Source organism: Stenotrophomonas sp. STEN240 (assembly GCF_056756175.1).
This window is the reverse complement of record NZ_JBRRBO010000002.1, coordinates 134,591-158,455: the sequence shown is the minus strand read 5'-3', so window position 1 is coordinate 158,455 and position 23,865 is coordinate 134,591. Positions and strand designations below refer to the sequence as shown.

Here is a 23,865-nt window from a genome sequence, read left to right as displayed (position 1 = left end):
GCTGGAGGAGGGCGCGGATCAGTGCGCGGCCCAACGGGGGGCGCGCTTCTCAAGGAAGGCGGACAGGCCTTCGCGGCCTTCATCGGAGGCGCGCAGGGCGGCAATCAAGCCGGCATTGGCGCGGTCCAGGCCGTCGCGGTCGCCGACGGCGGCGTGGACTTCGCGTACCAGCACCTTGGCCGATGCACTGGCGACCGGGCCGGCTTTGCCCAGTAGTTTGAGCTGGGCCTGCACGGCGGCATCCAATGCGTCGGCAGCCACTACCTGGTGGACCAACCCGATCTGCTGCGCGGTGGCGGCGTCGAAATGCTCGCCGGTAGCGAACCAGCGGCGCGCCTGACGGGGGCCGATCGCGGCAATCACATAGGGGGAAATGACCGCAGGCAGCAGCCCCAGCCGGCTTTCGGTCAGGCCGAAGCGTGCCTCCTCGGCAGCGATGGCGATATCGCAGCAGGCCACCAGGCCGACGCCGCCACCAAAGCTGGCGCCGTGGACGCGGGCGATGGTCGGCTTGGGCAGTTCGTCCAGGGTGCGCATCAGCCGCGCCAAGGCCAGCGAGTCGATGCGGTTCTCTTCCTGGCTGGCGCTGGCCATGACGCGCATCCACTGCAGGTCGGCGCCGGCCGAGAACGAGGGGCCGGTTCCGGCCAGGACCACGGCCCGCACCGCCGGGTCGGCGCCCAAGCTGGCCAGGGTTTCAGTCAGGGCGCCGATCAAGGCGGCGTCGAAGGCGTTGTGCAGGTCCGGCCGGTTCATCGAAAGGGTCGCTACCGCGCCCTGGTGCTGCACGAGCAGTGCATCGCTCATAGGTAATGCCTGTTTTAACGGAAATCCGACGAATCATAGCGGTGCACGGGTGGGACACCATGACGCAGCGCGGCGATGCTACAATCGATAATCATTCTTATCCACTCTACATAGGCACCCATTCAGTGACGTTGTCAGATTTGCCGCTGCATGCTTCAGCGCGGGTGGAAAGCGTTCAGGACCTGCATGCCAATGACGCCATTGCGCGCCGTCTGCGCGAGCTGGGTTTCGTCAACGGAGAAGAGGTGCGTCTGGTCGCGCGTGGCCCGGTGGGCGGCGAGCCGCTGCTGTACCAGGTGGGCTTTACCCGCTTCGCCCTGCGCCGCAGCGAGGCCGCGCGGGTCCAGATAAGCGCAGAAGGAGCGCAGTCATGAGTACGGCAGTTGCACGGTTGGCCCTGGTAGGCAACCCGAACAGCGGCAAGACCGCGCTGTTCAACCAGTTGACCGGCAGCCGCCAGAAGGTGGCCAATTACAGTGGTGTCACCGTGGAACGCAAGGAAGGCCGCATGCGCGGGCCTTCCGGGCAGGAATTCGCGGTATTGGACCTGCCGGGCGCCTACAGCCTGCAGCCAGCCAGCTTGGACGAGGCAATCACCCGTGACCTGTGCCGGGGTTTCTATCCGGGCGAAGCCGCGCCAGATGCACTGATCTGCGTCATCGATGCGACCAACCTGCGCCTGCACCTGCGTTTCGCGCTGGAAGTGCGCGAGCTCGGCAAGCCGATGGTGGTGGCCTTGAACATGGTCGATGCGGCGCGCAAACGCGGCATCGAAATCGACGTGCCGGCGCTGGAGAAGGCGCTGGGCGTGCCGGTGGTGGAAACCGTGGCGGTGCGTCACCACGGCGCGCGCGCGCTGGTGGAACGCATCGACGCGCTGATGCCGCATCTGGATGCGATGCCGGTGCATCCGGTTGAGCCTGGTGCTGACTACCACGTGCAGGTGCGCGACATTCTGGCCTCGGCCGTACGCATGCCCGCGCCGACTGCCAAGGTGGACGACGCGCTGGACCGTTGGTTGCTGCACCCGGTTTACGGCCTGCTGACCCTGGCGGTGGTCATGTTCCTGATCTTCCAGGCGGTGTATGCCTGGGCCACGCCACTGATGGATGGCATCGAGGCCGGTTTCGCCTGGCTCGGCCAGCTGGCAGCAGCCAAGTTGCCGGAAGGGCCGCTGAGCAGCCTGCTGGTTGACGGCATCATTGCCGGTGTTGGCGGCGTGCTGGTGTTTCTGCCGCAGATTCTGATCCTGTTCGCCTTCATTCTGGCCTTGGAAGAGTCGGGCTATCTGCCGCGCGCTGCGTTCCTGCTGGATCGGATGATGGCGGCGGCGGGTTTGTCGGGGCGTTCGTTCATCCCGCTGCTGTCCAGCTTCGCCTGTGCGGTGCCGGGCATCATGTCGACCCGATCGATCCAGGATCCGCGTGATCGTCTGGCCACCATCCTGGTCGCGCCGCTGATGACCTGCTCGGCGCGCTTGCCGGTCTATGCCTTGCTGATCGGCGCCTTCATCCCGGCCAAGACCGTGTGGGGCATGTTCAACCAGCAGGGTCTGGTGCTGTTTGCGCTGTATCTGGCCGGCATCCTCAGCGCGCTGGTGATGTCGTGGACGATGAAGAAGTTCCGTCGCGACAAGAGCGAGCATCCCTTGATGCTGGAGCTGCCGTCCTATCGGCTACCCAATCCGCGCGACCTGCTGGTAGGCCTGTACGAACGCGCGATGATCTTCCTCAAGCGCGTCGGCGGCATCATCCTGTCGTTGACCATCCTGCTGTGGTTCCTGCTGTCGTATCCGGGTGCGCCGGAGAACGCGACCATGCCGGCTATCGATTACAGCTTTGCCGGCCAGATCGGTCATGCGATGGCGGTGATCTTCGCCCCGCTGGGCTTCAACTGGCAGATCTGCATTGCCTTGATTCCCGGCATGGGTGCGCGAGAGGTGGCGGTGTCCTCGCTGGCCACGATCTATGCGCTGTCCGCTGCCGATGACGATGCCGCCATCCAGGCGCTGACCCCGGTGATCAGTGATGGGTGGACGCTGGCGACCGGTCTGTCGCTGATGGTGTGGTTCATTTACGCGCCGATGTGCATTTCCACCCTGGCCACCATCAAGCGCGAGACCAACTCGTGGAAGCAGATGGCCTTTGCCACGGTGTACCTGTTTGGTGCGGCGTATCTGGCGGCGTTCGTCACCTACCAGGTGGCGGTGGCGTTGGGAGCCGGCTGAGATGGACAAGAGCCTGTTGCTGCAATACCTGATCATCGCCGTGGCGGTGCTGGTCAGTGCCTGGGTGGTGCTGAAGAAGCAGTTCCCGGGGGTATTGCGCAAGCTGCGCGGCATGCTGGCGTTGTGGCTGGTGCGCCCGCAGCGTTCGCCGCGCCTGCAGGCCTGGGGGCGCCGGCTGGCGCCGCCGGCGGCCAGCAGTGGCGGTGCATGTGGTGGGTGCAGCAGTTGCGGGCCCGGCGAGCCGAAACAGCATTGAGTGATACGACGACGCCGGGTTATCCCGGCGTTGTCGTATCTGCGGCAATGCCTGCTGATCCGACGTTGGCCGACCCGGATGGGCAGTGCAGGGCAGGGGCGGGTGCCGGGATTTGGGCTGTGCCTGTCGATAAGCGCCGGCTGTACACTGTGGCGATTGCAGGAAGCAACCGGGGGGTATCGGCATGAGGTCGTTTATCGGAATTGTGGTGCTGGTCGTGGTGCTGGCGGTTTGTGCGTCGGTGTACCTGCGTGGCGGCAACAAGATCAATCAGGACCAGGTGCGCGCGCTGTACCAGCGTACTGACCTCGCCATTGCAGCAAGCGATGACAAGCCCTTGTGCGAAATGTTGTCAAAAGACTATGTGCAGACCACGGTGACCAAGACCGAAACCGCACAGGCCGAACAGAGTCATGACCGCGAGCAATCCTGCGCAGCGCTGGCGCAGAGCATGCAGCAGCTGCGTCAGTTGCGCGAAATGTTCGGCGGGCGCATGCCGCTGCGTTACGAACAGACAGTCGGCGATATCAGCATTGCCAGTGACGGCCGTTCGGCTGAGGTCGAGGTGTCGGCCATTGTTGAAATGGCGGGTGTGCGCATGGTCAGCCGTGGTCGCGATACCGTCGAACGCAGGCGTTGGCGCACCTATCTGACCAGCAGCCGAGCGGTTACCCACGTCGGCCGGATGGAATGACGCGCAGCGCGCTTGTGCGCGGGGCGCTTGAGGCGTTAGCGTTCGGCCCATGAATACGACTCCCACCCGTTTGTTGATCCACGGTGCCTCCGGGCGCATGGGTCAGGCCCTGCTGCGGCTCGCGGCAGAAGATTCCTCGTTGCAGGTGGTTGCTGCGGTGGTGCGCAAACCGCCGATCCAGCGCGTGATCGATGGCATTCCGCATTTTGCCGCCAGTGAGCTGGCCGGCGCGCCGGCTTTCGATGTGGCGATTGATTTCAGCCTGCCGGAGGGCTTCGACCCGGTTCTGGCGCTGTGTGCCGAGCGGGGTGTGGGCCTGGTATCGGGCACTACCGGCATCAGTGCCCAGCAACAGGCGGCGCTGGCCACGGCGGCAGCCAGGATTCCGCTGGTCTGGGCAACCAATTTCAGTCTGGGCGTGGCGGTGCTGGCCGAGCTGGTGGAGCGGGCGGCGGCGGCGTTGCCGGGCTGGGATTGCGACATCGTCGAGTCGCACCATGTCCACAAGAAGGACGCGCCCTCGGGCACCGCGCTGACGCTGGGCGAATCGGCGGTGCACGGCGGCGCCGAGCCGCGCTATGCCAGCCTGCGTGCCGGCGACATCATCGGCGAGCATTTCGTGCAGTTCACCGGTCTGGGTGAGCGGGTTGAACTGGTGCATCGGGCGACGAACCGCGACATTTTTGCGCGTGGCGCCCTGCATGCAGCCAAACAGTTGCGCCAGCGCAGCCCCGGCCAGTACCGGGTGCGGGATCTGCTCGGAAACGTGACCGAGGCCTGAGAAAGCTGAATTCGCGGCGTGATCCATCCGGAAAAGGATCCGCTTGCGCCTGAACAGCTGAAGGAAAGCGCACGGGGCGCTGGCGTTGGTGCCCCCTTGCCTTTACAATTCCGGCTCGCCGAAACACGTTAGCCGGACCGGTTCCCAGACCGCCGTCCGCGCTTTTTTGCAACCGGTTTTTGACCGCGAACGCAGGCGTGGCTTCGGAGTCCCCCGGTAGCCAAAGTGAGATTCCCGTGACCCAAGCCGCAATTCTCGTGCTCGAAGACGGCACCGTATTCGAGGGCGAATCCGTAGGCGCGCCCGGCCTATCCGTGGGTGAGGTGGTGTTCAACACTGCCATGACCGGTTATCAGGAAATGCTGACCGATCCGTCCTACGCCCGGCAGATGATCACCCTGACCTACCCGCATATCGGCAACACCGGTATGAACGACCAGGACGATGAAGCCGCCAAGGTATGGGCATCGGGCCTGATCGTGCGCGATGTGCCGCGCCGCCCGAGCAGCTGGCGCAACCAGGTGTCGCTGCAGGATTGGTTGATCCAGCGCGGCGTGGTGGCCATCTCCGGCATCGATACCCGCAAGCTGACCCGCATCCTGCGTGAGCGCGGTGCGCAGAACGGCGCACTGATGGCCGGCCCCGACATCGATGTCGAGAAGGCACTGGAAGCAGCACGCAAGTTCCCCGGCCTGAAGGGCATGGATCTGGCCAAGGTGGTCAGCACCAACAAGCCTTACAGCTGGGCTGACGGCCAGCTGGACCTGGACAGCAATGAATTCGTCCGCGCCGAACCGAAGTTCAAGGTTGTGGCCTACGACTTCGGCGTGAAGACCAACATCCTGCGCATGCTCGCCGAACGCGGTTGCGAGCTGACCGTGGTGCCGGCGCAGACCCCGGCGGCCGAAGTGCTGGCGATGAATCCGGACGGCGTGTTCCTGTCCAACGGCCCGGGCGACCCGGAACCGTGTGACTACGCCATCAGCGCGATCAAGACCTTTGTCGAAAAGAAGGTGCCGACCTTCGGTATCTGCCTGGGCCACCAGCTGCTCGGCCTGGCCTCGGGCGCAAAGACCATGAAGATGGGCCATGGCCACCACGGTGCCAACCATCCGGTGCAGGACATCGACGACGGCCGGGTGATGATCACCTCGCAGAACCACGGCTTCGCCATCGACGAAAGCGTGCTGCCGGCCAATGTCCGGGTTACCCACCGCTCGCTGTTCGACCAGACCATCCAGGGCATCGCGTTGACCGATGCGCCGGCGTTCTCCTTCCAGGGTCACCCGGAAGCATCGCCCGGCCCGCGTGACGTGGCGCCGCTGTTTGACCGCTTCATCACCTTGATGGAAAAGGCCAAGGCCTGATGCCCCGGACGGCAGCCGCTTCAGGGTTCCGTCGCTGGCTATGGCCAGTGATGGCTGCAATGGTGCTGGCTGCCTATCCGACCTTCGTGCTTGCCAATGTCTACTGGAAGTTTTTCCAGGCCGATCTGCCCGGCGGACGTAATGGTCCTGCCGATGCATACCGGCACAGTCTGGCCAGCGCCATCGTCGCCTACACCTTGTCGCCGCGCTGCGTCGATTGGGTGACCAGGGTGATGGAGAGCGACGGGTTGAACGATGCAAGCGGGGCGATGGATGCCCACAACAACCGGATCGGCGCGCGCTTGGGCGCGGCTGCTCCCAGCTGGGCCGCGATGCAGCGTGATGTCCGCGCCGCGGTCGAACACGGAGCGGTCAATGCCGCTTCGACCGATCAGATAACCTGGCTCGCCCCGACGGCGTGGCAGGAACGACTTTACTGAGGATTGTCATGCCAAAGCGCACCGACCTAAAAACCATCCTGATCATCGGCGCCGGCCCGATCGTCATCGGCCAAGCCTGTGAGTTCGACTACTCCGGCGCGCAGGCGTGCAAGGCGCTGCGTGACGAGGGTTACCGCGTGGTGTTGGTGAACTCCAACCCGGCCACCATCATGACCGACCCGGAGATGGCTGACGCCGTCTACATCGAGCCGATCACCTGGCAGATGGTCGAGAAGATCATCGAGAAGGAGCGCCCCGACGCGCTGCTGCCGACCATGGGTGGCCAGACCGCGCTGAACTGCGCGCTGGACCTGGCTGACCACGGCGTGCTGGAGAAGTACAACGTCGAACTGATCGGCGCCAAGCGCGAAGCGATCATGATGGCCGAAGACCGCGAGCTGTTCCGCGTGGCGATGGGCGAAATCGGTCTGGAATGCCCGACCGCAGCCGTTGCCCACACGCTGGAAGAAGCGCTGGAAATCCAGACCCGCGTTGGCTACCCGACCATCATCCGCCCGTCCTTCACCCTGGGCGGCAGCGGCGGCGGTATCGCCTACAACCGCGAAGAGCTGATCGAGATCGTCAGCCGCGGCCTGGAACTGTCGCCGACCAGCGAAGTGCTGGTGGAAGAGTCGGTGCTGGGCTGGAAGGAATTCGAGATGGAAGTGGTCCGCGACACCGCGGACAACTGCATCATCGTCTGCTCGATCGAGAACCTCGACCCGATGGGCGTGCACACCGGTGACTCGATCACCGTGGCGCCGGCACAGACCCTGACCGACAAGGAATACCAGCGCCTGCGCGATGCCTCCATCGCCGTGCTGCGCAAGATCGGCGTAGACACCGGCGGCTCCAACGTGCAGTTCGGCATCAGCCCGACCACCGGCCGCGTGGTAGTGATCGAGATGAACCCGCGCGTGTCGCGTTCCTCGGCACTGGCCTCCAAGGCCACCGGCTTCCCGATCGCCAAGGTCGCCGCCAAGCTGGCCGTGGGTTACACCCTGGACGAATTGAAGAACGAAATCACCGGCGGGCTTACCCCGGCTTCGTTCGAGCCGTCGATCGATTACGTCGTCACCAAGATTCCGCGCTTTGCCTTCGAGAAGTTCCCGGCTGCCGATGCACGCCTGACCACCCAGATGAAGTCGGTGGGCGAGGTGATGGCGATGGGCCGCACCTTCAAGGAATCGCTGCAGAAGGCCCTGCGTGGCCTTGAAACCGGCAAGGTTGGCCTCGACCCGACCGAGCTGGACCTGAGCAACGAAGACGACATCGCCACCATGAAGCGCGAGCTCAAGGCCCCGGGCCCGGAGCGTCTGTTCTACGTGGGTGATGCATTCCGCAGCGGCCTGAGCGTTGAAGACATCTTTGCGATGTCGCATATCGACCCGTGGTTCCTCGACCAGATCGAGGAAATCATCGCCGACGAAAAGCAGGTCCATGCCGAAGGCATCGACTCGCTCAACGCTGCACGCCTGCGTGTGCTCAAGCGTGCCGGCTTCTCCGATGCGCGCCTGGCCCAGCTGACCGGCACCAACGAAGCCGCCATCCGTGCGCTGCGTCGTGCACACAAGGTGCGCCCGGTGTACAAGCGCGTGGATTCCTGCGCGGGCGAATTCGCTACCGGTACCGCCTATCTGTACTCCACCTACGAGGAGGAGTGCGAGGCCGCACCGAGCAACCGCGACAAGATCATGATTCTGGGTGGTGGCCCGAACCGCATCGGTCAGGGCATCGAGTTCGACTACTGCTGCGTGCATGCCGCGCTCGCCCTGCGCGAGGACGGCTATGAAACCATCATGGTCAACTGCAACCCGGAAACCGTCTCCACCGATTACGACACCTCCGATCGCCTGTACTTCGAGCCGCTGACGCTGGAAGACGTGCTGGAAATCGTCGAGCTCGAAAAGCCCAAGGGCGTGATCGTGCAGTACGGCGGCCAGACCCCGCTGAAGCTGGCGCGCGCACTGGAAGCCAATGGCGTGCCGGTGATCGGCACCTCGCCGGACTCCATCGACCTGGCCGAAGACCGTGAGCGTTTCCAGCAGCTGGTCGACAAGCTCGGCCTGAAGCAGCCGCCGAACCGCATCGCCCGCAACGACCAGGAAGCCCTGCTGCTGGCCCGCGAAATCGGCTACCCGCTGGTGGTGCGCCCGAGCTACGTGCTTGGCGGCCGTGCGATGGAAATCGTGTACAGCGAATCCGACCTGGCCCGCTATGTGCGCGACGCGGTAAAGGTGTCCAACGATTCGCCGGTGCTGCTGGACCACTTCCTGGATGCGGCGGTCGAAGCCGACGTGGACATCATCTGCGACAAGGATGGCAACGTCCTGATCGGCGGCGTGATGGAGCACATCGAAGAAGCCGGTGTGCACTCCGGTGACTCGTCCTGCTCGCTGCCGCCGTACTCGCTGTCGGCTGAAACCCAGGCCGAACTGCGTCGCCAGGTCACCGAGCTGGCCAAGGCGTTGAAGGTTGTCGGCCTGATGAACACCCAGTTCGCCGTGCAGACCGACGCCGATGGCAAGGATGTGATCTTCCTGCTGGAAGTGAACCCGCGCGCCTCGCGTACCGTGCCGTTCGTGTCCAAGGCCACCGGCATGGCGCTGGCCAAGATTGCTGCACGCTGCATGGCCGGCAAGACGTTGGCCGAGCAGGGCGCAACCAAGGAAATCGTGCCGGGCTATTACTCGGTGAAGGAAGCCATCTTCCCGTTCGCCAAGTTCCAGGGCGTGGACCCGATCCTTGGGCCAGAAATGCGCTCCACCGGTGAGGTGATGGGTGTGGGCCGCAGCTTCAGCGCCGCGTTCGCACGTGCGCAGGAAGCCGGCAGCATCAAGACCCCGCCGGTCGGCAAGGTCTTCATCTCGGTGCGCGACGCTGACAAGCAGCGCGTGATGCCGGCGGTGCAGGGCCTGGTCGAGCGTGGTTATTCGCTGGTGGCTACCCGCGGCACCGCCGCGTGGTTGCAGCAGCATGGTTACACCTGTGACGTGGTCAACAAGGTAGTTGAAGGCCGTCCGCACATCGTGGACAGCATCAAGAATGGCGAGATCGTCTACATCGTCAACACGACCGAAGGCCGTGCGGCGATCAACGACTCGTTCTCGATCCGCCGCGAAGCACTGCAGAACCGCATCACGTACTCCACCACGGTTGCAGGCGCCAAGGCGCTGGTGCAGTCGCTGGAGTTCCGTGGCACCGGTCCGGTGTTGTCGCTGCAGGAACTGCACAAGGAGTTGAATGCATGAGAGCCCCCATCACGATGAAGGGCGCCAAGCGCCTGCGTGACGAGCTGGATCACCTGAAATCGGAAAAGCGCCCCAAGGTCATCGCTGCCATCGCCGAAGCGCGCGAGCACGGTGACCTGAAGGAAAATGCCGAGTACCACGCTGCACGCGAAGAGCAGAGCTTCATCGAAGGTCGCATCAAGCTGCTGGAAGGTGAGCTGTCGCACTCGGAAGTCATCGACATCAGCAAGCTCAACGCCGGTAGCAAGGTGGTGTTTGGCGCGACGGTGACGCTGGCTGACGTGGAAAACGACGAAGAGAAGCGTTACCAGATCGTTGGCGACCTGGAAGCGGACATCAAGCAGGGCTTGATCGCCATTTCCTCGCCAGTGGCGCGCGCGATGATCGGCAAGCACGAGGGCGACGCCATCGCCATCGACGCACCGGCCGGGCAGCGCGAGTACGAAATCATCAGCGTCGAATACCTCGACTGACGATGGCCAAAGCCACACTGCTGCTGCCCGCACGCAGCCGTTTCCCGGCAGGCGAACTGCCGGCGCAGGTGGCTGCAGCACTGGGCCGTGCCGAGCGTTCGCTCGGTACGGCGGGTGAATCGGCGCAGCTGCGCCGTCACTTCAGCGTGCAGCCGGCCGATTGGTCGGCCGCCGCCCTGACCCGCCAGACCGATGCCGGCGATGCCGCCGGCGGCTTCTGGCTGCGCGCCGATCCGGCCAATATCGTGCCCGACATGCAGGGCGCGCGGCTGATGGCTGCAGCGGAAACCCTGCGTCTGGAGCAGGCCGACGTGGAGGCACTGCTGCCTGCATTGCAGCCGCTGTTCGCAGGATTCGGCTATCAACTGGATGCGCCGACACCTGCACGCTGGTATCTGCGCCTGCCGGAAGACACACCGCTGCCCACGTTCGCCGAGCCCGATGCGGTGCTTGGCGATGATCTGTTCGCGCATCTTCCCGATGGTGAGAACGGGCGCCGTTGGCGTGGTTTGTTGACCGAAGCGCAGGTTGTATTGCACCAGCATCCGTGGAACGAGCAACGTGTGGCGCAGGGTCAACGTGCGGTGAATTCCCTGTGGTTCTGGGGCGCCGGCAGCCTGCCGCAAACGGTGCATACCGCACATGCGCAGGTGCGCAGCCGCGATGCATTGGTGCAAGGTCTGGCCGCACTGGCTGGCGTACGCCTGGGCGGTGAGCAGAGCGTGGACGCGCTGGTTGATCTGCGCCAGCTGCGCTCGCTGCAGCAACTGGCCAACGATGCCATCACGCCATTGCTTGCTGCCCTGTCGCGGGGCGAGCTCAGCGAACTGCAGCTCGATTTCGAGGATGGCACGGCGTATCGCCTCACCCGCGGGCAGCGTTGGTGCTTCTGGAAAAAACCGATAGCGACGCTGGCTGATGAGTGAGAATCTGAAGGTCGTTCGCCGTGACGCTGTTGCAAGCGACGGCTGGGGCGATGAAACCCTGCCGCTGCTGCGTCGCATCTATGCCGCACGCGGCGCAACCACGCCCGGGCAGGCCCAGCCGCGTCTGGCGCAGTTGCATGCGCCGGAGTTGTTGGGTGGCATGCAGGCAGCGGTTGCGTTGTTGGCCGATGCGATCGCCAATGACAAGCGCATCCTGATCGTCGGCGATTTCGACTGTGACGGGGCCACCGCATGTGCGGTCGGCGTGCGCGGCCTGCGCATGCTGGGCGCGCGCGATGTGGTGCATGCGGTGCCGAACAGAATGGTGCATGGCTATGGTCTGTCGCCGTCGCTGGTGGAAGAGCTGGCCGTATTGAAGCCGGATCTGCTGGTCACGGTGGATCACGGTATTGCCTGCCATGCGGGTGTGCGCGCCGCGAAGGCGCTGGGCTGGCAGGTACTGGTTACCGACCACCACTTGCCGGGCGAACAGCTGCCACCGGCCGACGCGATTGTTGATCCGAACGTGGACGGCGACGCATTCCCGAGCAAGGCATTGGCCGGCGTGGGTGTGATCTTTTACGTGTTGATGGCGCTGCGCCGGCAACTGCGTGAACAGGCGGCATTCGGCACCCAAGCCGAGCCCGATCTGCTGAGTTTGCTGGACCTGGTCGCGGTAGGCACCGTGGCCGATCTGGTGGCTCTGGATGACAACAACCGCGCCTTGGTTTCGGCCGGTTTGCGCCGCCTGCGCGCGGGCAAAGCCAGTGTGGGTCTGCAGGCCTTGATCGAGGTGAGCGGCCGTGACCCGCGCAGGCTCAGTGCCAGTGACATCGGTTATGCGGTCGCACCGCGGCTCAACGCTGCCGGCCGCTTAGAAGACATGGCGCTGGGCATCGAACTGTTGCTGACCGAAGACCCGGCACAAGCAAGGCATATCGCCACCTTGCTGGAAGAAATCAACGCCGAACGCCGGGCCGTGCAGCAGATCATGACCGACGATGCCGAGAAGGCGGTTGCGCGTGCCTTGCTGGATGACGATATGCAGCGGCCGGTGGCGGCCTGCCTGTTCGATGCCGAGTGGCATCCGGGCGTGGTTGGCCTGGTGGCTTCAAAGATGAAGGACCGCCTGCATCGGCCGGTGATTGCGTTTGCGCCGGCTGAGCCGGGCGACGATGCATTGCGGGGTTCGGCGCGCTCCATCAGTGGTTTCCACATCCGCGATGCACTGGCTGCGATCAATGCCAATCATCCCGGTTTGATGGAAAAATTCGGCGGCCACGCGATGGCTGCCGGTTTGAGTTTGCCTCTGGCAAATCTGGAAGCATTCAAGGCGGCGTTCGTGCAGCAGGTGCAACGCAGCCTCGACCCGGCATTGCTGCAACAACAGTTGCTCAGCGATGGCGAACTGTCGCCCGCCGAGCTGGATTTCCAGCACGCCGAAGCGCTGCGCTTGGCCGGCCCCTGGGGCCAGGGCTTCGCCGAGCCGCTGTTTGACGGTACGTTCGAGGTGCTTGAGTGGCGAGTGCTGAAGGAGCGCCACCTGAAGCTGGTGCTGCGTCAATCTGGCGCTGCAGCGCGCATCAATGCAATCCATTTCAGTGGCTGGACCGGCACGGCACCGGCGCAACATGTGCAGGTCGCTTACCGCCTGGTGAGTGATGACTACCGCGGCGGCAAGGCCATCCAGCTGATCGTCGAGCACTGCGCCTCCGTTTGACCTGCAGAGGGCCCGGAGCAGGAAGAGGCTGAGCGCATCCCCTGTAGTGCCGAGCCATGCTCGGCAGGGGCTTACCGCAGATCCATCACCCGTAGCAGCCCGTAGCCCGGGTAAGCGAAGCGCACCCGGGGCCATTGGCGTAGTGCCGAGCCACGCTCGGCAGGGGCCTCACCGCAGATCCATCACCACGTTCTGGACTCCTGCTCCCGGGTGCGCTGCGCTTACCCGGGCTACAGCGTCGCCACGTCCAGCCGGCGCACTTTCCAACAGCGCGAGACCGATCTCGCCAGCTGGCTTCACCCGCAGCTTTGTGTGATCTACATCGCTAAAGACGGGTTCCGAATGTCCAGACAACAAACACGGATTGGAAGGCAGCGACACACAGGGTTTGCGCAGTTCACTGCATGTGCACGCCGTGATTGCGTTAGGACCACGTGATGAAGCTCGTCCTCGACTAATACTTTCCTACGAATTCAGCCTTTGATTGTCTGATACCGGCGTCAGAAAACTGGCGCGCTGCATCAAGCAATGGCACAGTCGGGTTCTCGATACCGCATGGGACGACGGAACGCCCGATGTTTGCAGAATCACTTTCAGCAGCAGGCGGCTTGCAACGCCTGCATCAAGATCGCCGGCTGGTTCGTGTTGAAACCGCGCTTGCCCCGGAGACATTCCTGGTCAAACGTTTCGACGGCAACGAATCGGTATCCGCGCCTTTCCTCTATCACATCGAGTTGTTGTCGACCCAGCCACGGCTGGAGTTGAAGCAACTGGTTGGTCAGCCGCTGCGTCTGCTGCTCGGCGACGAGTTTGGTGGCCGCAGCGTGCATGGCTATGTGCGCGAGTTCGCCAGCACGGGGCAACAAGCGCAGTTCAACAGCTACCGCGCCGAGATTGCACCCTGGTTTGCTTTCCTCGACTTCACCAGCAATTGCCGCATTTTCCAGGACAAGAACGTTCTGGAGATCGTCGAGGAAGTATTTGCCGGTTACGAACAGCTGGCGCGCTACCGCTACGATCTCAATGCCGGCAAGCTGCAGCCGCTGTCATATTGCGTGCAGTACAACGAATCGGATTTCGCCTTCGTCAGCCGCCTGCTGGAAGATGCAGGCCTGTATTACAGTTTCGTGCATGACGAGGATGGGCATACGCTGGTCATCAGCGATGACTCCACACTCAGTGTTGTACACGGCGAGCCGGGCGCGATTGCCTATGTCTCCGATCAAGGCACCTTGGCACGTACCGGCCTGCACCGCTGGGGCGCGCGGCGCAGGGTAGGGCCGAGCGCGCAGACATTGCGCAGCTTCGACTTCAAGCAGCCCAAGCAGCAGCTGGATGGCAACCAGGGCAATCAGGTGCCGATGGGTTTGTTGCCGCCGCTGGAGCAGTACCGTTACGACGGCGCTGCGCGCTTTGCCAATAGCAGAGTTGGTGAGGCATTGGCAGCAGTGCGCAATGAAGAAGTCAGCTGGCCGACCAAGTTGTTCGAATGCGCCGGCAATGCTGGTGAATTGCAGGCCGGCGCGTGCTTCAGCCTTGATAGGCATCCGGATTTCATCGGCCGTGACGAAGCGGACCGCGAGTTCTTCGTGGTATCGATGCAACGCGAAGGCCACAACAATTTCGCCAGTGATTTCGCCAGTGCCGAGCTGCCCAGCGTGGAGATGCAGGCGCAGGTATTGCGCCGGCGCATCCCGTTCCGCCCATTGCGGCAGACGCCGTGGCCGCGCATGCCAGGGCCGCAGACAGCGACTGTCGTCGGGCCTCCCGGCGAAGAACTGCACGCCGATGCCTACGGCCGGGTGAAGGTGCAGTTCCATTGGGACCGCAAGCTGGATCGGCGTGAGAACGCCTCGTGCTGGATCCGCAGCGCCAGCCCATGGGCCGGTGCCGACATGGGCGGCGTGTCGCCGCCACGCGTTGGCCAGGAGGTCATCGTCGATTTCCTCGATGGTGATCCGGACCGGCCGATCATTACCGGCCGCGTTTTCAATGAACAGAATATGCCGCCGTTTGGCATGGAAGTCAGCGGCCTGAAATCCAAAACCGTGAAAGGGGGCGGCTGGAATGAAGTCACCATGCACGATGGTGCCGGCGGCGAACTGCTGAACATGCGCGCTCAGCGCGACATGGTCACCACCGTGCTCAACGACCAGACCGCGAGCATCCTCAACAACAAGACCACCAGTGTGACGGTTGACCACGGCATGACCGTGGGTGGTAACCAGACCATCGGCGTTACCGGCAATCGCGGCATCACCGTCACCGGTACCGATACCTCTACTGTGACCGGGACGCGCACCACCGATGTCACCGGCGCGGTCGCCGAGACGTATCACACCGGTCAGACCAAGACCATTCTTGCTGCCGGCTATACCGAAACCATCACTGGCCCCTTCACCACGACGTTGACCGGCAACTACATCAGCCAGCGCACAGGTACGTGGAAGCAGACCATCACTTCGACGTCGTGGGAGCAGGTGCAGGGCAAGGTGACCGAGCAGTATCTTGCGGGGCGCGAGACCACCATCACCGGCCTGGACAAGCGCGGCGTGACCGGTGCGGTCGAGGATGCCAACAAGGGTTCACGCACCATCGGCGTGGAGGGCGCGTTCGAGCAGGGTGTTACGGAAACCCACTCGCAGTTCTCTACCGGCGAGATGACGTTGGCCTCTGCGGCGAAGCTGATTGCAGTTGTGGGCGAGTCCTCCGCCATCGAAATCACCGCAGGCGAAATCAAGATCAGCGCCGGGGGCTCGGAAGTGGTGATCAATGCCAGCGGAGTCTCGGTCAACGGCAGCGAGATCAAACTCAACTGCTAAGCAGAACGGAGATTCAGCATGCAGGACACCCCCATGTTGCGCGGCCTCGCTACCTTGCGCGAGGCTTGGCTGCACGCAAGTTCCGATCCTTCCCGGCGTTTGCTGATTTGGCGTCTGCCGGCCAACGCCAGCCGTCTATTGGCGGCTTTTTTCGAGATGCAACGGCACGACGAAGGGCGTGATACGCCGGATTATTTCCTGCGTATCGACACCCGCTACGAACTTGGCTTCCGCTATAGCCGACAGATAAAGCAGGATCTGCTGGAACGCTACCTCGGCAGTCAGGATGAACTGCGCGAGCAGGGCGTGACGCTGGGCTGGCGTGGCCCCAACGAAACCCATCCGGATTCTGCGGCGGGTGTTGTCGAGGTGCTGGCTGGTTTCGCCGAACACCATGCTGCGCATCTGCGCTTGATGGCGGCAGTTCTGGAGCCCGAGCGCCATGTACCTGGTGATGGCTTTGAGCGTTGGATTTCGGCCGCGTTGAATGCGGTTCCAGGCGCGCATCTGCGTTTGGTCCTGGTGGACACACAAGAGGATCCACGCTGGCAGCCCTTGCTGGAAAAACATGCAGATGTAGCCGCGTTGATCGGTGGAGACGTCGACATGTTCGGGATCGCACGCGATACGGCGGCGCAATCCACGGGGCGCGGGCCGGAGGTGTTGTACCGGCAGCTGCTGGCCGACCTGATGCTGTTGATCGAACGTGGCAGCCCCGCCCAGGTGGTGACACGCGCCGAACGTGCTCAGGCCCTTGCCACACGCAATGGTTGGCACGACCAGCAATCGGTAGTGCAGATGATGGTTGCAGGCGCGTGGCTCAAACACGGTGACCACGCGCAGGCCATCAACGCCTACCGCAATGCACGCACCGCGGCGGACAGTGCAAGACTCGGTGGTAACGCCGCTGGCGCTGACTTGGTGATGCAGAGTTGGTTTGGCGAGGCGGGCTGCTGGTTTACGGCCAAACAGCCTGAGCGCGCCGCGCAGACCTATCTGCAGGCATCGGCCTCGGCCGCGAGCATCCCGCATCCCATGTTCCAGTTGGAAGGACAGCGCATGGCCGGTTGGTGCCAGCTGCAGGCGGGTAACCGGGAAGTGGCGCGCACGCAGTTGCTGGAAGCCATTCGTATTGCCAAGCCGTTGTCGCCGGCGGACCGCAAAACCACAACACTCCCGCAGGTGCTATGGGATCTGCTGCTCTTGCAGGACGCGCGCCGCTGCCAGAAGCTGCAGGACGTCGCGGCGGAGTATGTGCAGGCCAGTACGCGCGTATTCGGCGATGCCGAGAGTAGCGCCATGGCGTTGGGGCCGCGGCCTGCGCGATCGGCACTTGATGCCATCGAGCGGCAGTTGGATGTCGCGCTTGAACAGGGTTTCCATCGCGCGCAGCAGGAGCGCGAGCGGCTGATTCAGGCCGGCGATGAGTTCTTTCGCAAGATCGTCGCCGTGGGCCGCGATTTTCTCGATCCGGCCTGGAACGGCATTCCGGCCATTGAACATCCTCTGGATCACGAGATCCCGGTATGGAGCGAGCCGCCGGCAATGCAGCCCTTGCCGGATCCATCCGAACTGCTGCAGGCAGCGAGCTCTGCGCGAACTACATCCCCAACTACAGCAGGAGCGGCACTGGCATGACGCCGAGCAGGAAAACAGCGGTGATGGCCGTGGCCATCGCGATTGGAATCATCGTGGTGGCCTGGATCAGCGCGGACTACCGCGACGAGGTCAAAGCCTTCCTGCGTGCGCTGTTGCGCGCCATCTGAGCAACAAGGAGTGTTGCCATGAGCATCGCTGCCAAGCATCTTGATCCGCAGTTGGGTATCGATATCCATATGTATGCGGTGCCGCCAAGCCCGCTGCCGACGCCGCATATCGGGCTGGTGCTGGATCCGTTCGACTACATCCCGTTCATCGGTTCGACGATCAAGGTCAATGGCGTGCATCGCGCCACCGCCGGTACCGGCGGCCTGGATGTGCATATTCCTTTGGGCGTTTGGGCGCCACCGTTGGCCGCGCCGATGGGCCCGCAGTTCGACGGCGAAGAGATCTTCATGGGCAGCCGCACGGTATCGGCTGATGGCGAACCGTTCTCGCGGCTGGCGATGCCGGTGCTGGATTGCAATCTGGCCGGCATGATCAATCCGTTCCGGATGAAGAAGCCCAAGAAGCCGTTGCGGGCACTGTCGCTGCCGACCGGTCTGAATGTCGCCATTCCGAGTAGCGTGACGGTGGGCGGACCACCGACGATCTCTTGGACGGCGATGGCGTTCCGTGCTGCCTTTGCCGGGTTGGGCAAGCTGCGCAAGAGCAAGTTTTTTCAGGGCAAGATGGATGCCTTCAAGACGTGGCGTCAAGGCAAATGGGGGCATCTTCCGTCGGGTACGCTCAAGTGCAGGATCCTGCGTGCCGAGCCGGTGGATACCCGTGACGGCAGCGTGGTGGTCAGCCATCAGGACTTTGATATTCCCGGCCGCCTGCCGTTTATATGGCAGCGCAGCTATAGCTCCGCACAGATCGGGCGCGGTGGTGCTTGCGGTGTCGGCTGGCAGACACCTGCTGACATCACACTGGAAGTGCTGGACGACGGCTCTGTGTGGATGTCCGGGCCGGGGCAGGTTGCGTTCTTTCCCGAGCTGCCGCCGGTAGATGGTGAAGCAGCCGCGATACTGGATTTCGTCGATGGCGCACGCTTGCTGCGCCAGCACGGACAATTGCGCGTGCGCTTCAAGGGCGGCCTGCAGTACGTGTTCGGCAACGATCTACCGGCAGGTGTCGCACCGTTGCCGGCACATGGCAGTCTGGCCCTGCAGCGCATCGAAGATGCCAGTGGCAACTACTGGCGCTTCGAGCGCAACGAAGGGCATCTGGTACGTATCGTAGAAAGCGGTGTCGACGGCCTGCAAGGTCGTTTCATCGACGTGGATGCGCGCCACGGCCGCGTGGAGCGCATGGCCCTGCATGACCCGGCAACTGGCCTGGTGCATCCGCTGGTGAGCTATCGTTACACCGCCGAAGGAGATCTGGCTGCCGCGGTGGATCCGCTCGGTGCTGCGCGCACATTTGCCTACGCGCAGCACCGATTGGTACAGCATACGGACCGGGTGGGTTTGTCGTTCTACTACACGTTCGATGCGCAGGGGAGGGTAGTGCACTCCTGGGGCGACGGTGGCCTGTACAACTACCACTTCGAGTACGACGCGCTGCTGCGCGAGACCCGTGTGATCGATTCGCTCGGTCATCTGAGCGTGATCAAGTTCGACGAGAACCAGCTGCCGCTGTGCGAGATCGATCCGCTCGACGGCGTTACCTTCTTTGAGTACGACGACTTCGGTCGCACGGTTGCGGTAACGGATCCGGAGGGCCTGCGCACGGGCTTTGCGTATGACGCACACGGCAACCTGTGCTGCCTGACGCGGGCAGATGGCAGCAGCTTGCAGATGGAATACGACGACCACGACAACATGGTCGCACTGCGCTCGCCGGATGGCGCCACGTGGCAGCAGGCCTACGACGGGCGCGGATTGATGGTCGTGCAGACCGACCCATTGGCAGCAAGAACGCGTTATGACTATGACGCCAGCGGGCAGTTGCTTGCGCAGACCAATGCGCGGCAGGCAGTCACGCAGCTGCGCTACGACCGTCACGGTCTTGTCGCAGCAGTGATTGATGCGCTGGGGCATGAGAGTCGCTACGAGCAGGATGCGCTGGGCAATCTGCTGCGGCAGGTAGATCCGCTGGGGCAGGTCAGTCGCTATGAATACGACGCCAAGGGCCGCTTGCTGGCAACGGTGACGCCCGATGGTGCAGGCGTGCGCTGCGAGTACGACGCGGAAGATCAGCTTGTCCGCTACACCGACGAGGCCGGCGCGCAGACCCGGCTGGAGTATGTCGGCATTGGCCAGATCGGCCGCCGGCTTCAGGCCGATGGCCATGCGGTGGAATACCGCTATGACAGCGAAGAGCAGCTGATCGCCGTCATCAATCAGCGCGGTGAGACCTATCAGCTGCTGCGTGACCCACTTGGTCGGATCATCAAGGAAGTCGACTATTGGGGCCAGGCAAGACGCTATAGCTATGACGCAGCCGGGCGCTTGACCGCCACAGTCGATCCGCTCGGCCAGAAGGTGGCTTTCAACACCGACAAGATGGGGCGGATCACCCGCAAGACCTTGCCGGACGTGCGCCATGCCGGGCAGCAGCTGCAGGAGCATTTTGTCTACGACAAGCTCGGCCAGTTGGTCGAGCTGCGCAATCCCTCGCGTACGGTAAAGCGCCGCTACGACCCGGTTGGACAGCTGTTGGAAGAGCTGCAGGACGGCTTCCGCGTCGGCTACGGCTACGACGAGGTGGGCAACCGGGTGTCCCGCGAAACTTCTGCCGGCAATCATCTGGCCATCGGTTACGACCTGCGTGATCAGGCAGTGTCGATAGCGATCAACGATGAGTCGCCCATCCTGATGCAGCGCGATGCGCTGGGGCGGACCACGCAGGAAACCCTGAGCCCGCATCTGCAGCGTAATTTCAGCTATGACAGCCGCAACTTGCTGACCTCGCAGTCCATCCTGAAGGACGCGGCACCGCTGTTTGAAACACGCTATGACTACGACCGTAGCGGCAACCTGACCCGGCGCAGTGACAGCGGCCAGGGCGTGGACGAGTACCGCTACGACGCCATTGGCCGCCTGCTGCAGCACACCGACCCGAAGGGCAAGATAGAGCGATTCTTCAATGACCCTGCGGGCGACCGCCTACGCACCGAGATCAAGCAGGTGCAGGCACGCAAGGTGGTGGGCGGCGACAACGATGAGCTGGTCACCTGGACGCGCGAAGGTACCTATCAAGGCGTGCACTACGTCTTTGACCGGGCAGGCGACCTGATACGCAAAGGCGCACCGCACGGCGACGCTCCTGATGATCTGACCCTGATCTGGGATGCTAATCATCGCTTGGCGGAAAGCCGGCGAAATGGGCAAACCACGCACTACGGCTACGACCCGCTAGGCCGAAGAGTGTTCAAGCGCAACCCGACGCAGACGACGTGGTTCTTCTGGGACGGCGATGCGTTGCTGGGTGAAGTGCAGCAGGCGAATGACGCTGATGAAGCGGCGCCGGTTTGGGTGGGGAATGTTGCGAACTTGGTTGAGGTCAAGGCGCGGCAAAAAAAGTTGGCGGCGCTGTATGGGCGGCTGCGGGAGCATGTGTATTACCCGGAAACCTTTGTGCCTTTACTCTTTTTGGAACGAGAGAGAAGTCGAGATCCATCTGGTGGAAAGATTGGGTCAAATGGAAATACAGCACTCAGCTCTCGCGTATTGGAGCGAAACTACGCGCCATCGCACTTAAGTGTGACTGGATTAGGGGTGCTTGGAAGTGCGGTTCTCGGCGGGGAAAGTGCCGGCAACAGCCTGTACACCCGGAAGCACAAGGTGGAGGGGTTGCCTGAGTCAAACTTCGGCGAAAGAGCCTTGGTCGAGTGCGTGGATGCTGGTAAGCAAGTTTCTTATTTTTATGAGGTGGATCCTAATGGCTGCCCTTTGCGGGTGACGGATGCCGAAGGCTCCGTTATCTGGTGTCTGGACTCGCCGCTATGGCGCGGCCAAAACGGCATTTCGGGATTCAATAATGTTCTTGATTGCGCTCTGCGTTATCAGGGGCAGTACTTTGATGGTGAAACTGGATTTGCATACAATCGCAATCGTTTTTTTGATTCCGATATAGGTTCGTTCATCAGCCAGGACCCGTTGGGCTTGGATGGTGGGGATAATCTTTACCTATATGGGGATTCTCCGCTGATGGATATCGACCCTCTGGGTCTTAAGCGGATAAAGATCATTCAGGACCCGAATGGACAGACTATTCTCGAAATAGACAGTAGCAAGTACGCTGCTGGAACGCCCGAGCACCGGCAGCTTCAGCGGTTCGTCCGAGCTTGGAATAGTGAGATTCAGAAGGCTGGAGGATCATTGACCAAGCGGAGTTCGATATCTGCAGTTGAGGAGGCGGCGTCTGCCACGTGGAAACGAAACTTAAGGAGGAAGTATCCGCGCCGTTTTCTTAACAAGGTTGTCGGGCATACTCCAGATGCGATCATGGGTGGGCGGATAGCAGGCGGGAGAGCTATGGCGCTTCTCAGATCTGTAAACTCTTATCTTGGCGGAATAGCAAAGGGAGTTCCTGCCGGAACGGTTTATCACAAGGTGACATTGAAATGCAGAAAATAGAGTCGGTTGACAATGAGGTGGTTTTGACTTTTGAAGCGTTGCGGAAGTCTTACCCAGACAGGGCAGAGGAGGTGAAAGTAATTCTGCGGAACGCGGGAATGACGGAGAAAGAAATCGACGCTTCTCTGAAAATGAAAGTTGGTCGGCCTGACAATGCACTGCCGCGCGAGTATCCCATGTTGGATGCTAGCTTTCGTCCTGCCACTCCAATGTTGCGGGCGCGATATAGCTTTGCTTCTTCTATCGTGGACGTCGCTTGGCGATTCCCATCGATGAAAGAACTGGCTAAATTATTGGCTTCAAAGAAGCTCAAGGCGATCGCAGCAGCTCAGCGAAAGAATTGGGATGGTTCTGCCCCGGATGCTTTCGATGAATCCAGTATCTCGTTATTTGCATATACTAATTTGGATGACGGTGATGTTGCCTGGCTGGTTTGGAATAAGGGTGATGAGCCTGAGGTTTGGACGTATCAGGGGCAGCGTGAAAATAAGTATAAGAATATCAAGGAGTTTATTTTGCACATTATGTCGTGATCGTGGTGTTTTTAGGGTGAGTGCGAATTATGTTCCGGTTTGATTTGATTGCTTGTTTCGGCCAGGAGCTGCCGTAGGAGAGCTGGTGGATAAGTAGTCATACAAGAAGATGGTGATTGGCCGGCTTGCTGACTATCTCCAAGAAAAAGGTTGTGCGGGTAGCGAAAAAAGCGGCTATAGCCTAAAAAAACTGAAGATATTTCGATAATATTTACGATTCGCACGGTAACCGGGAAGCTGCCAGCGTCTGTTGTTCAACTTGATGTTGACGCTGACCACCTCCCAGCTTTTTGAGCCATTCAAAAGTAGAGGAATTCGGCGAAACTTACCCCGCGCAGAAAGGTGATTGGGCATTTCCGGGGCCACGTTCTACAACTGGAAGAAGAAGTGCGGCGGTTTGAGCTTGTCCGAGCTGTGCCGGCTGCGGCAAACTGGAGGGAAAGAATCGCAAGCTCAAGCAGCTGGTTGCGGATTTTGGCTTGGGCAAAGTGATGCTGCAGGACGTCATTCAAAAAAGCCCTGAGGCCGGTGCAGCGACATACGCTCATCGACTTTCTGCAGCGTGCTTACGCGGTCAGCCAGTGGCGGGGCTGTGGCGTGATGCGCCAGGCCCGCTTTGGGCTGGCGTACAAGCAGGTGCGTAAAATTCTGGGTGCGCCATTGGCGCGGCGCATCGCGGAAATTGCCCGGACGCGGGTGCGTTACGGCTACCAATGCATCCACATCCTGCTGCGTCGTGAAGGCTGGCTGATCAATCGCAAGCGCGTGCATAGGCTGTACAAACTGGCGGGGCCGAATCTGCGCTCAAAGCAATCGCGCCGACGCAGGGCCGCTGTCAAGGAGCTAGTTTTTTGGAGACGTTATGAATGTGACATTGGGGGCTCGGATGGGCGGGCCTGATGCGGCCGCCAAGTTCCATGCTGTAGTTGTGAAGCTTCGCCCCATTGTAAAAGCCACATTGTCGGAAATTATGCTAGACGCTGTGGCTGAGTTGGATTTTGAATTGTATATTGGCGGTGCGGTTACAGACTACTGTCCAGAGGCGTTTGAGGCGACGATAAGGTATACGAAGAAGGGCGAAGTGCTTTGGGTTAAGATATGCGTCCCACAAAAGGATATGGAATCGGTTGGTGAGGCTTCGGCAGAAGAGACGATTTTTGGGTGGCTGATTAGGGGTCTCGAGTTATCGGCCTTTCCTAAAAGTGTCGCAAATCTTGATTTGAAGCTTGTTGTCGGCGCGCTAAACGCTGCGACGAAATGATTTTTTTGGTTTCCTGGATGTTACCAAGGTTCTGCGGTCGCAGCCGTTCATAGCTACGAGGGCAAGGGCGCGATGGATGCTTG

Annotated in this window: 19 protein-coding genes; 17 read left to right on the top strand and 2 right to left on the bottom strand. The window is 62.0% G+C overall.

Going from position 1 to position 23,865, the window contains the following annotated elements; genetic code table 11:
* Positions 1-18: 18 nt before the first annotated feature.
* On the bottom strand, positions 19-807 hold the full coding sequence (locus tag ACVOKO_RS01825; protein ID WP_346496707.1) for an enoyl-CoA hydratase-related protein: 789 nt from the start codon (positions 805-807) through the stop codon (positions 19-21).
* Positions 808-932: 125 nt separating this feature from the next.
* Between ACVOKO_RS01825 and ACVOKO_RS01820 the strand changes: the two genes are divergently transcribed.
* The 15 genes from ACVOKO_RS01820 (at position 933) to ACVOKO_RS01750 (ending at position 22,521) form a co-directional block, all read left to right on the top strand.
* Positions 933-1,181: a FeoA family protein gene (locus ACVOKO_RS01820; protein ID WP_346496705.1), complete on the top strand. Its 249-nt coding sequence runs from the start codon at positions 933-935 to the stop codon at positions 1,179-1,181.
* Complete coding sequence (gene feoB, locus ACVOKO_RS01815) at positions 1,178-3,034, top strand: ferrous iron transporter B (RefSeq protein ID WP_346496703.1); 1,857 nt, start codon at positions 1,178-1,180, stop codon at positions 3,032-3,034. Before ACVOKO_RS01820 ends, feoB begins: the two co-directional genes overlap by 4 nt.
* A gap of 1 nt (position 3,035) precedes the next feature.
* Positions 3,036-3,290, top strand: a complete 255-nt coding sequence (locus ACVOKO_RS01810; RefSeq protein ID WP_346496701.1) for a DUF6587 family protein — start codon at positions 3,036-3,038, stop codon at positions 3,288-3,290.
* A 184-nt stretch (positions 3,291-3,474) separates the two neighbouring features.
* On the top strand, positions 3,475-3,984 hold the full coding sequence (locus ACVOKO_RS01805) for a hypothetical protein (RefSeq protein WP_346496699.1): 510 nt from the start codon (positions 3,475-3,477) through the stop codon (positions 3,982-3,984).
* Between the two features lie 49 nt (positions 3,985-4,033).
* Positions 4,034-4,765, top strand: a complete 732-nt coding sequence (dapB, locus tag ACVOKO_RS01800) for a 4-hydroxy-tetrahydrodipicolinate reductase (protein WP_346496697.1) — start codon at positions 4,034-4,036, stop codon at positions 4,763-4,765.
* A 236-nt stretch (positions 4,766-5,001) separates the two neighbouring features.
* On the top strand, positions 5,002-6,132 hold the full coding sequence (gene carA / locus ACVOKO_RS01795; RefSeq protein ID WP_346496695.1) for a glutamine-hydrolyzing carbamoyl-phosphate synthase small subunit: 1,131 nt from the start codon (positions 5,002-5,004) through the stop codon (positions 6,130-6,132).
* A 50-nt stretch (positions 6,133-6,182) separates the two neighbouring features.
* On the top strand, positions 6,183-6,572 hold the full coding sequence (locus ACVOKO_RS01790; protein ID WP_430980688.1) for a DUF6973 domain-containing protein: 390 nt from the start codon (positions 6,183-6,185) through the stop codon (positions 6,570-6,572).
* 8 nt (positions 6,573-6,580) lie between these two features.
* Positions 6,581-9,823 (top strand): carbamoyl-phosphate synthase large subunit, encoded by a 3,243-nt coding sequence (gene carB / locus ACVOKO_RS01785; RefSeq protein ID WP_346496691.1) that lies wholly within the window; start codon positions 6,581-6,583, stop codon positions 9,821-9,823.
* Positions 9,820-10,296 carry a transcription elongation factor GreA gene (greA, locus tag ACVOKO_RS01780; protein ID WP_346496689.1) on the top strand — a complete coding sequence of 159 codons (477 nt, stop codon included), beginning with the start codon at positions 9,820-9,822 and terminating at the stop codon, positions 10,294-10,296. The genes carB and greA overlap by 4 nt, the downstream gene beginning before the upstream one ends.
* A gap of 2 nt (positions 10,297-10,298) precedes the next feature.
* Positions 10,299-11,222: a phosphoglycerate mutase gene (locus tag ACVOKO_RS01775; RefSeq protein WP_346496687.1), complete on the top strand. Its 924-nt coding sequence runs from the start codon at positions 10,299-10,301 to the stop codon at positions 11,220-11,222.
* Entirely contained in the window at positions 11,215-12,942 is a 1,728-nt protein-coding gene (gene recJ, locus ACVOKO_RS01770; protein WP_346496685.1) for a single-stranded-DNA-specific exonuclease RecJ, read from the top strand. The genes ACVOKO_RS01775 and recJ overlap by 8 nt, the downstream gene beginning before the upstream one ends.
* 575 nt (positions 12,943-13,517) lie before the next feature.
* Positions 13,518-15,764 carry a type VI secretion system Vgr family protein gene (locus tag ACVOKO_RS01765; RefSeq protein ID WP_346496683.1) on the top strand — a complete coding sequence of 749 codons (2,247 nt, stop codon included), beginning with the start codon at positions 13,518-13,520 and terminating at the stop codon, positions 15,762-15,764.
* Positions 15,765-15,782: 18 nt separating this feature from the next.
* Positions 15,783-17,402 (top strand): hypothetical protein, encoded by a 1,620-nt coding sequence (locus tag ACVOKO_RS01760; RefSeq protein ID WP_346496681.1) that lies wholly within the window; start codon positions 15,783-15,785, stop codon positions 17,400-17,402.
* A gap of 146 nt (positions 17,403-17,548) precedes the next feature.
* Entirely contained in the window at positions 17,549-21,988 is a 4,440-nt protein-coding gene (locus ACVOKO_RS01755) for an RHS repeat-associated core domain-containing protein (RefSeq protein WP_346496679.1), read from the top strand.
* Positions 21,976-22,521, top strand: coding sequence for a hypothetical protein (locus ACVOKO_RS01750; RefSeq protein WP_346496677.1), 546 nt, complete (start codon positions 21,976-21,978; stop codon positions 22,519-22,521). The genes ACVOKO_RS01755 and ACVOKO_RS01750 overlap by 13 nt, the downstream gene beginning before the upstream one ends.
* A 504-nt stretch (positions 22,522-23,025) precedes the next feature.
* On the opposite strand, the gene ACVOKO_RS01745 is transcribed toward ACVOKO_RS01750, so the two are convergent.
* Positions 23,026-23,292, bottom strand: coding sequence for a hypothetical protein (locus ACVOKO_RS01745; protein WP_346496675.1), 267 nt, complete (start codon positions 23,290-23,292; stop codon positions 23,026-23,028).
* Here ACVOKO_RS01745 and ACVOKO_RS01740 point away from each other — a divergent pair.
* Together ACVOKO_RS01740 and ACVOKO_RS01735 are read left to right on the top strand one after the other, a co-directional pair.
* Positions 23,218-23,421 carry an IS3 family transposase gene (locus ACVOKO_RS01740; protein ID WP_430980691.1) on the top strand — a complete coding sequence of 68 codons (204 nt, stop codon included), beginning with the start codon at positions 23,218-23,220 and terminating at the stop codon, positions 23,419-23,421. The two genes, ACVOKO_RS01745 and ACVOKO_RS01740, sit on opposite strands and share 75 nt — an antisense overlap.
* Complete coding sequence (locus ACVOKO_RS01735; RefSeq protein ID WP_346496673.1) at positions 23,384-23,782, top strand: Imm12 family immunity protein; 399 nt, start codon at positions 23,384-23,386, stop codon at positions 23,780-23,782. Before ACVOKO_RS01740 ends, ACVOKO_RS01735 begins: the two co-directional genes overlap by 38 nt.
* Positions 23,783-23,865: the final 83 nt, after the last annotated feature.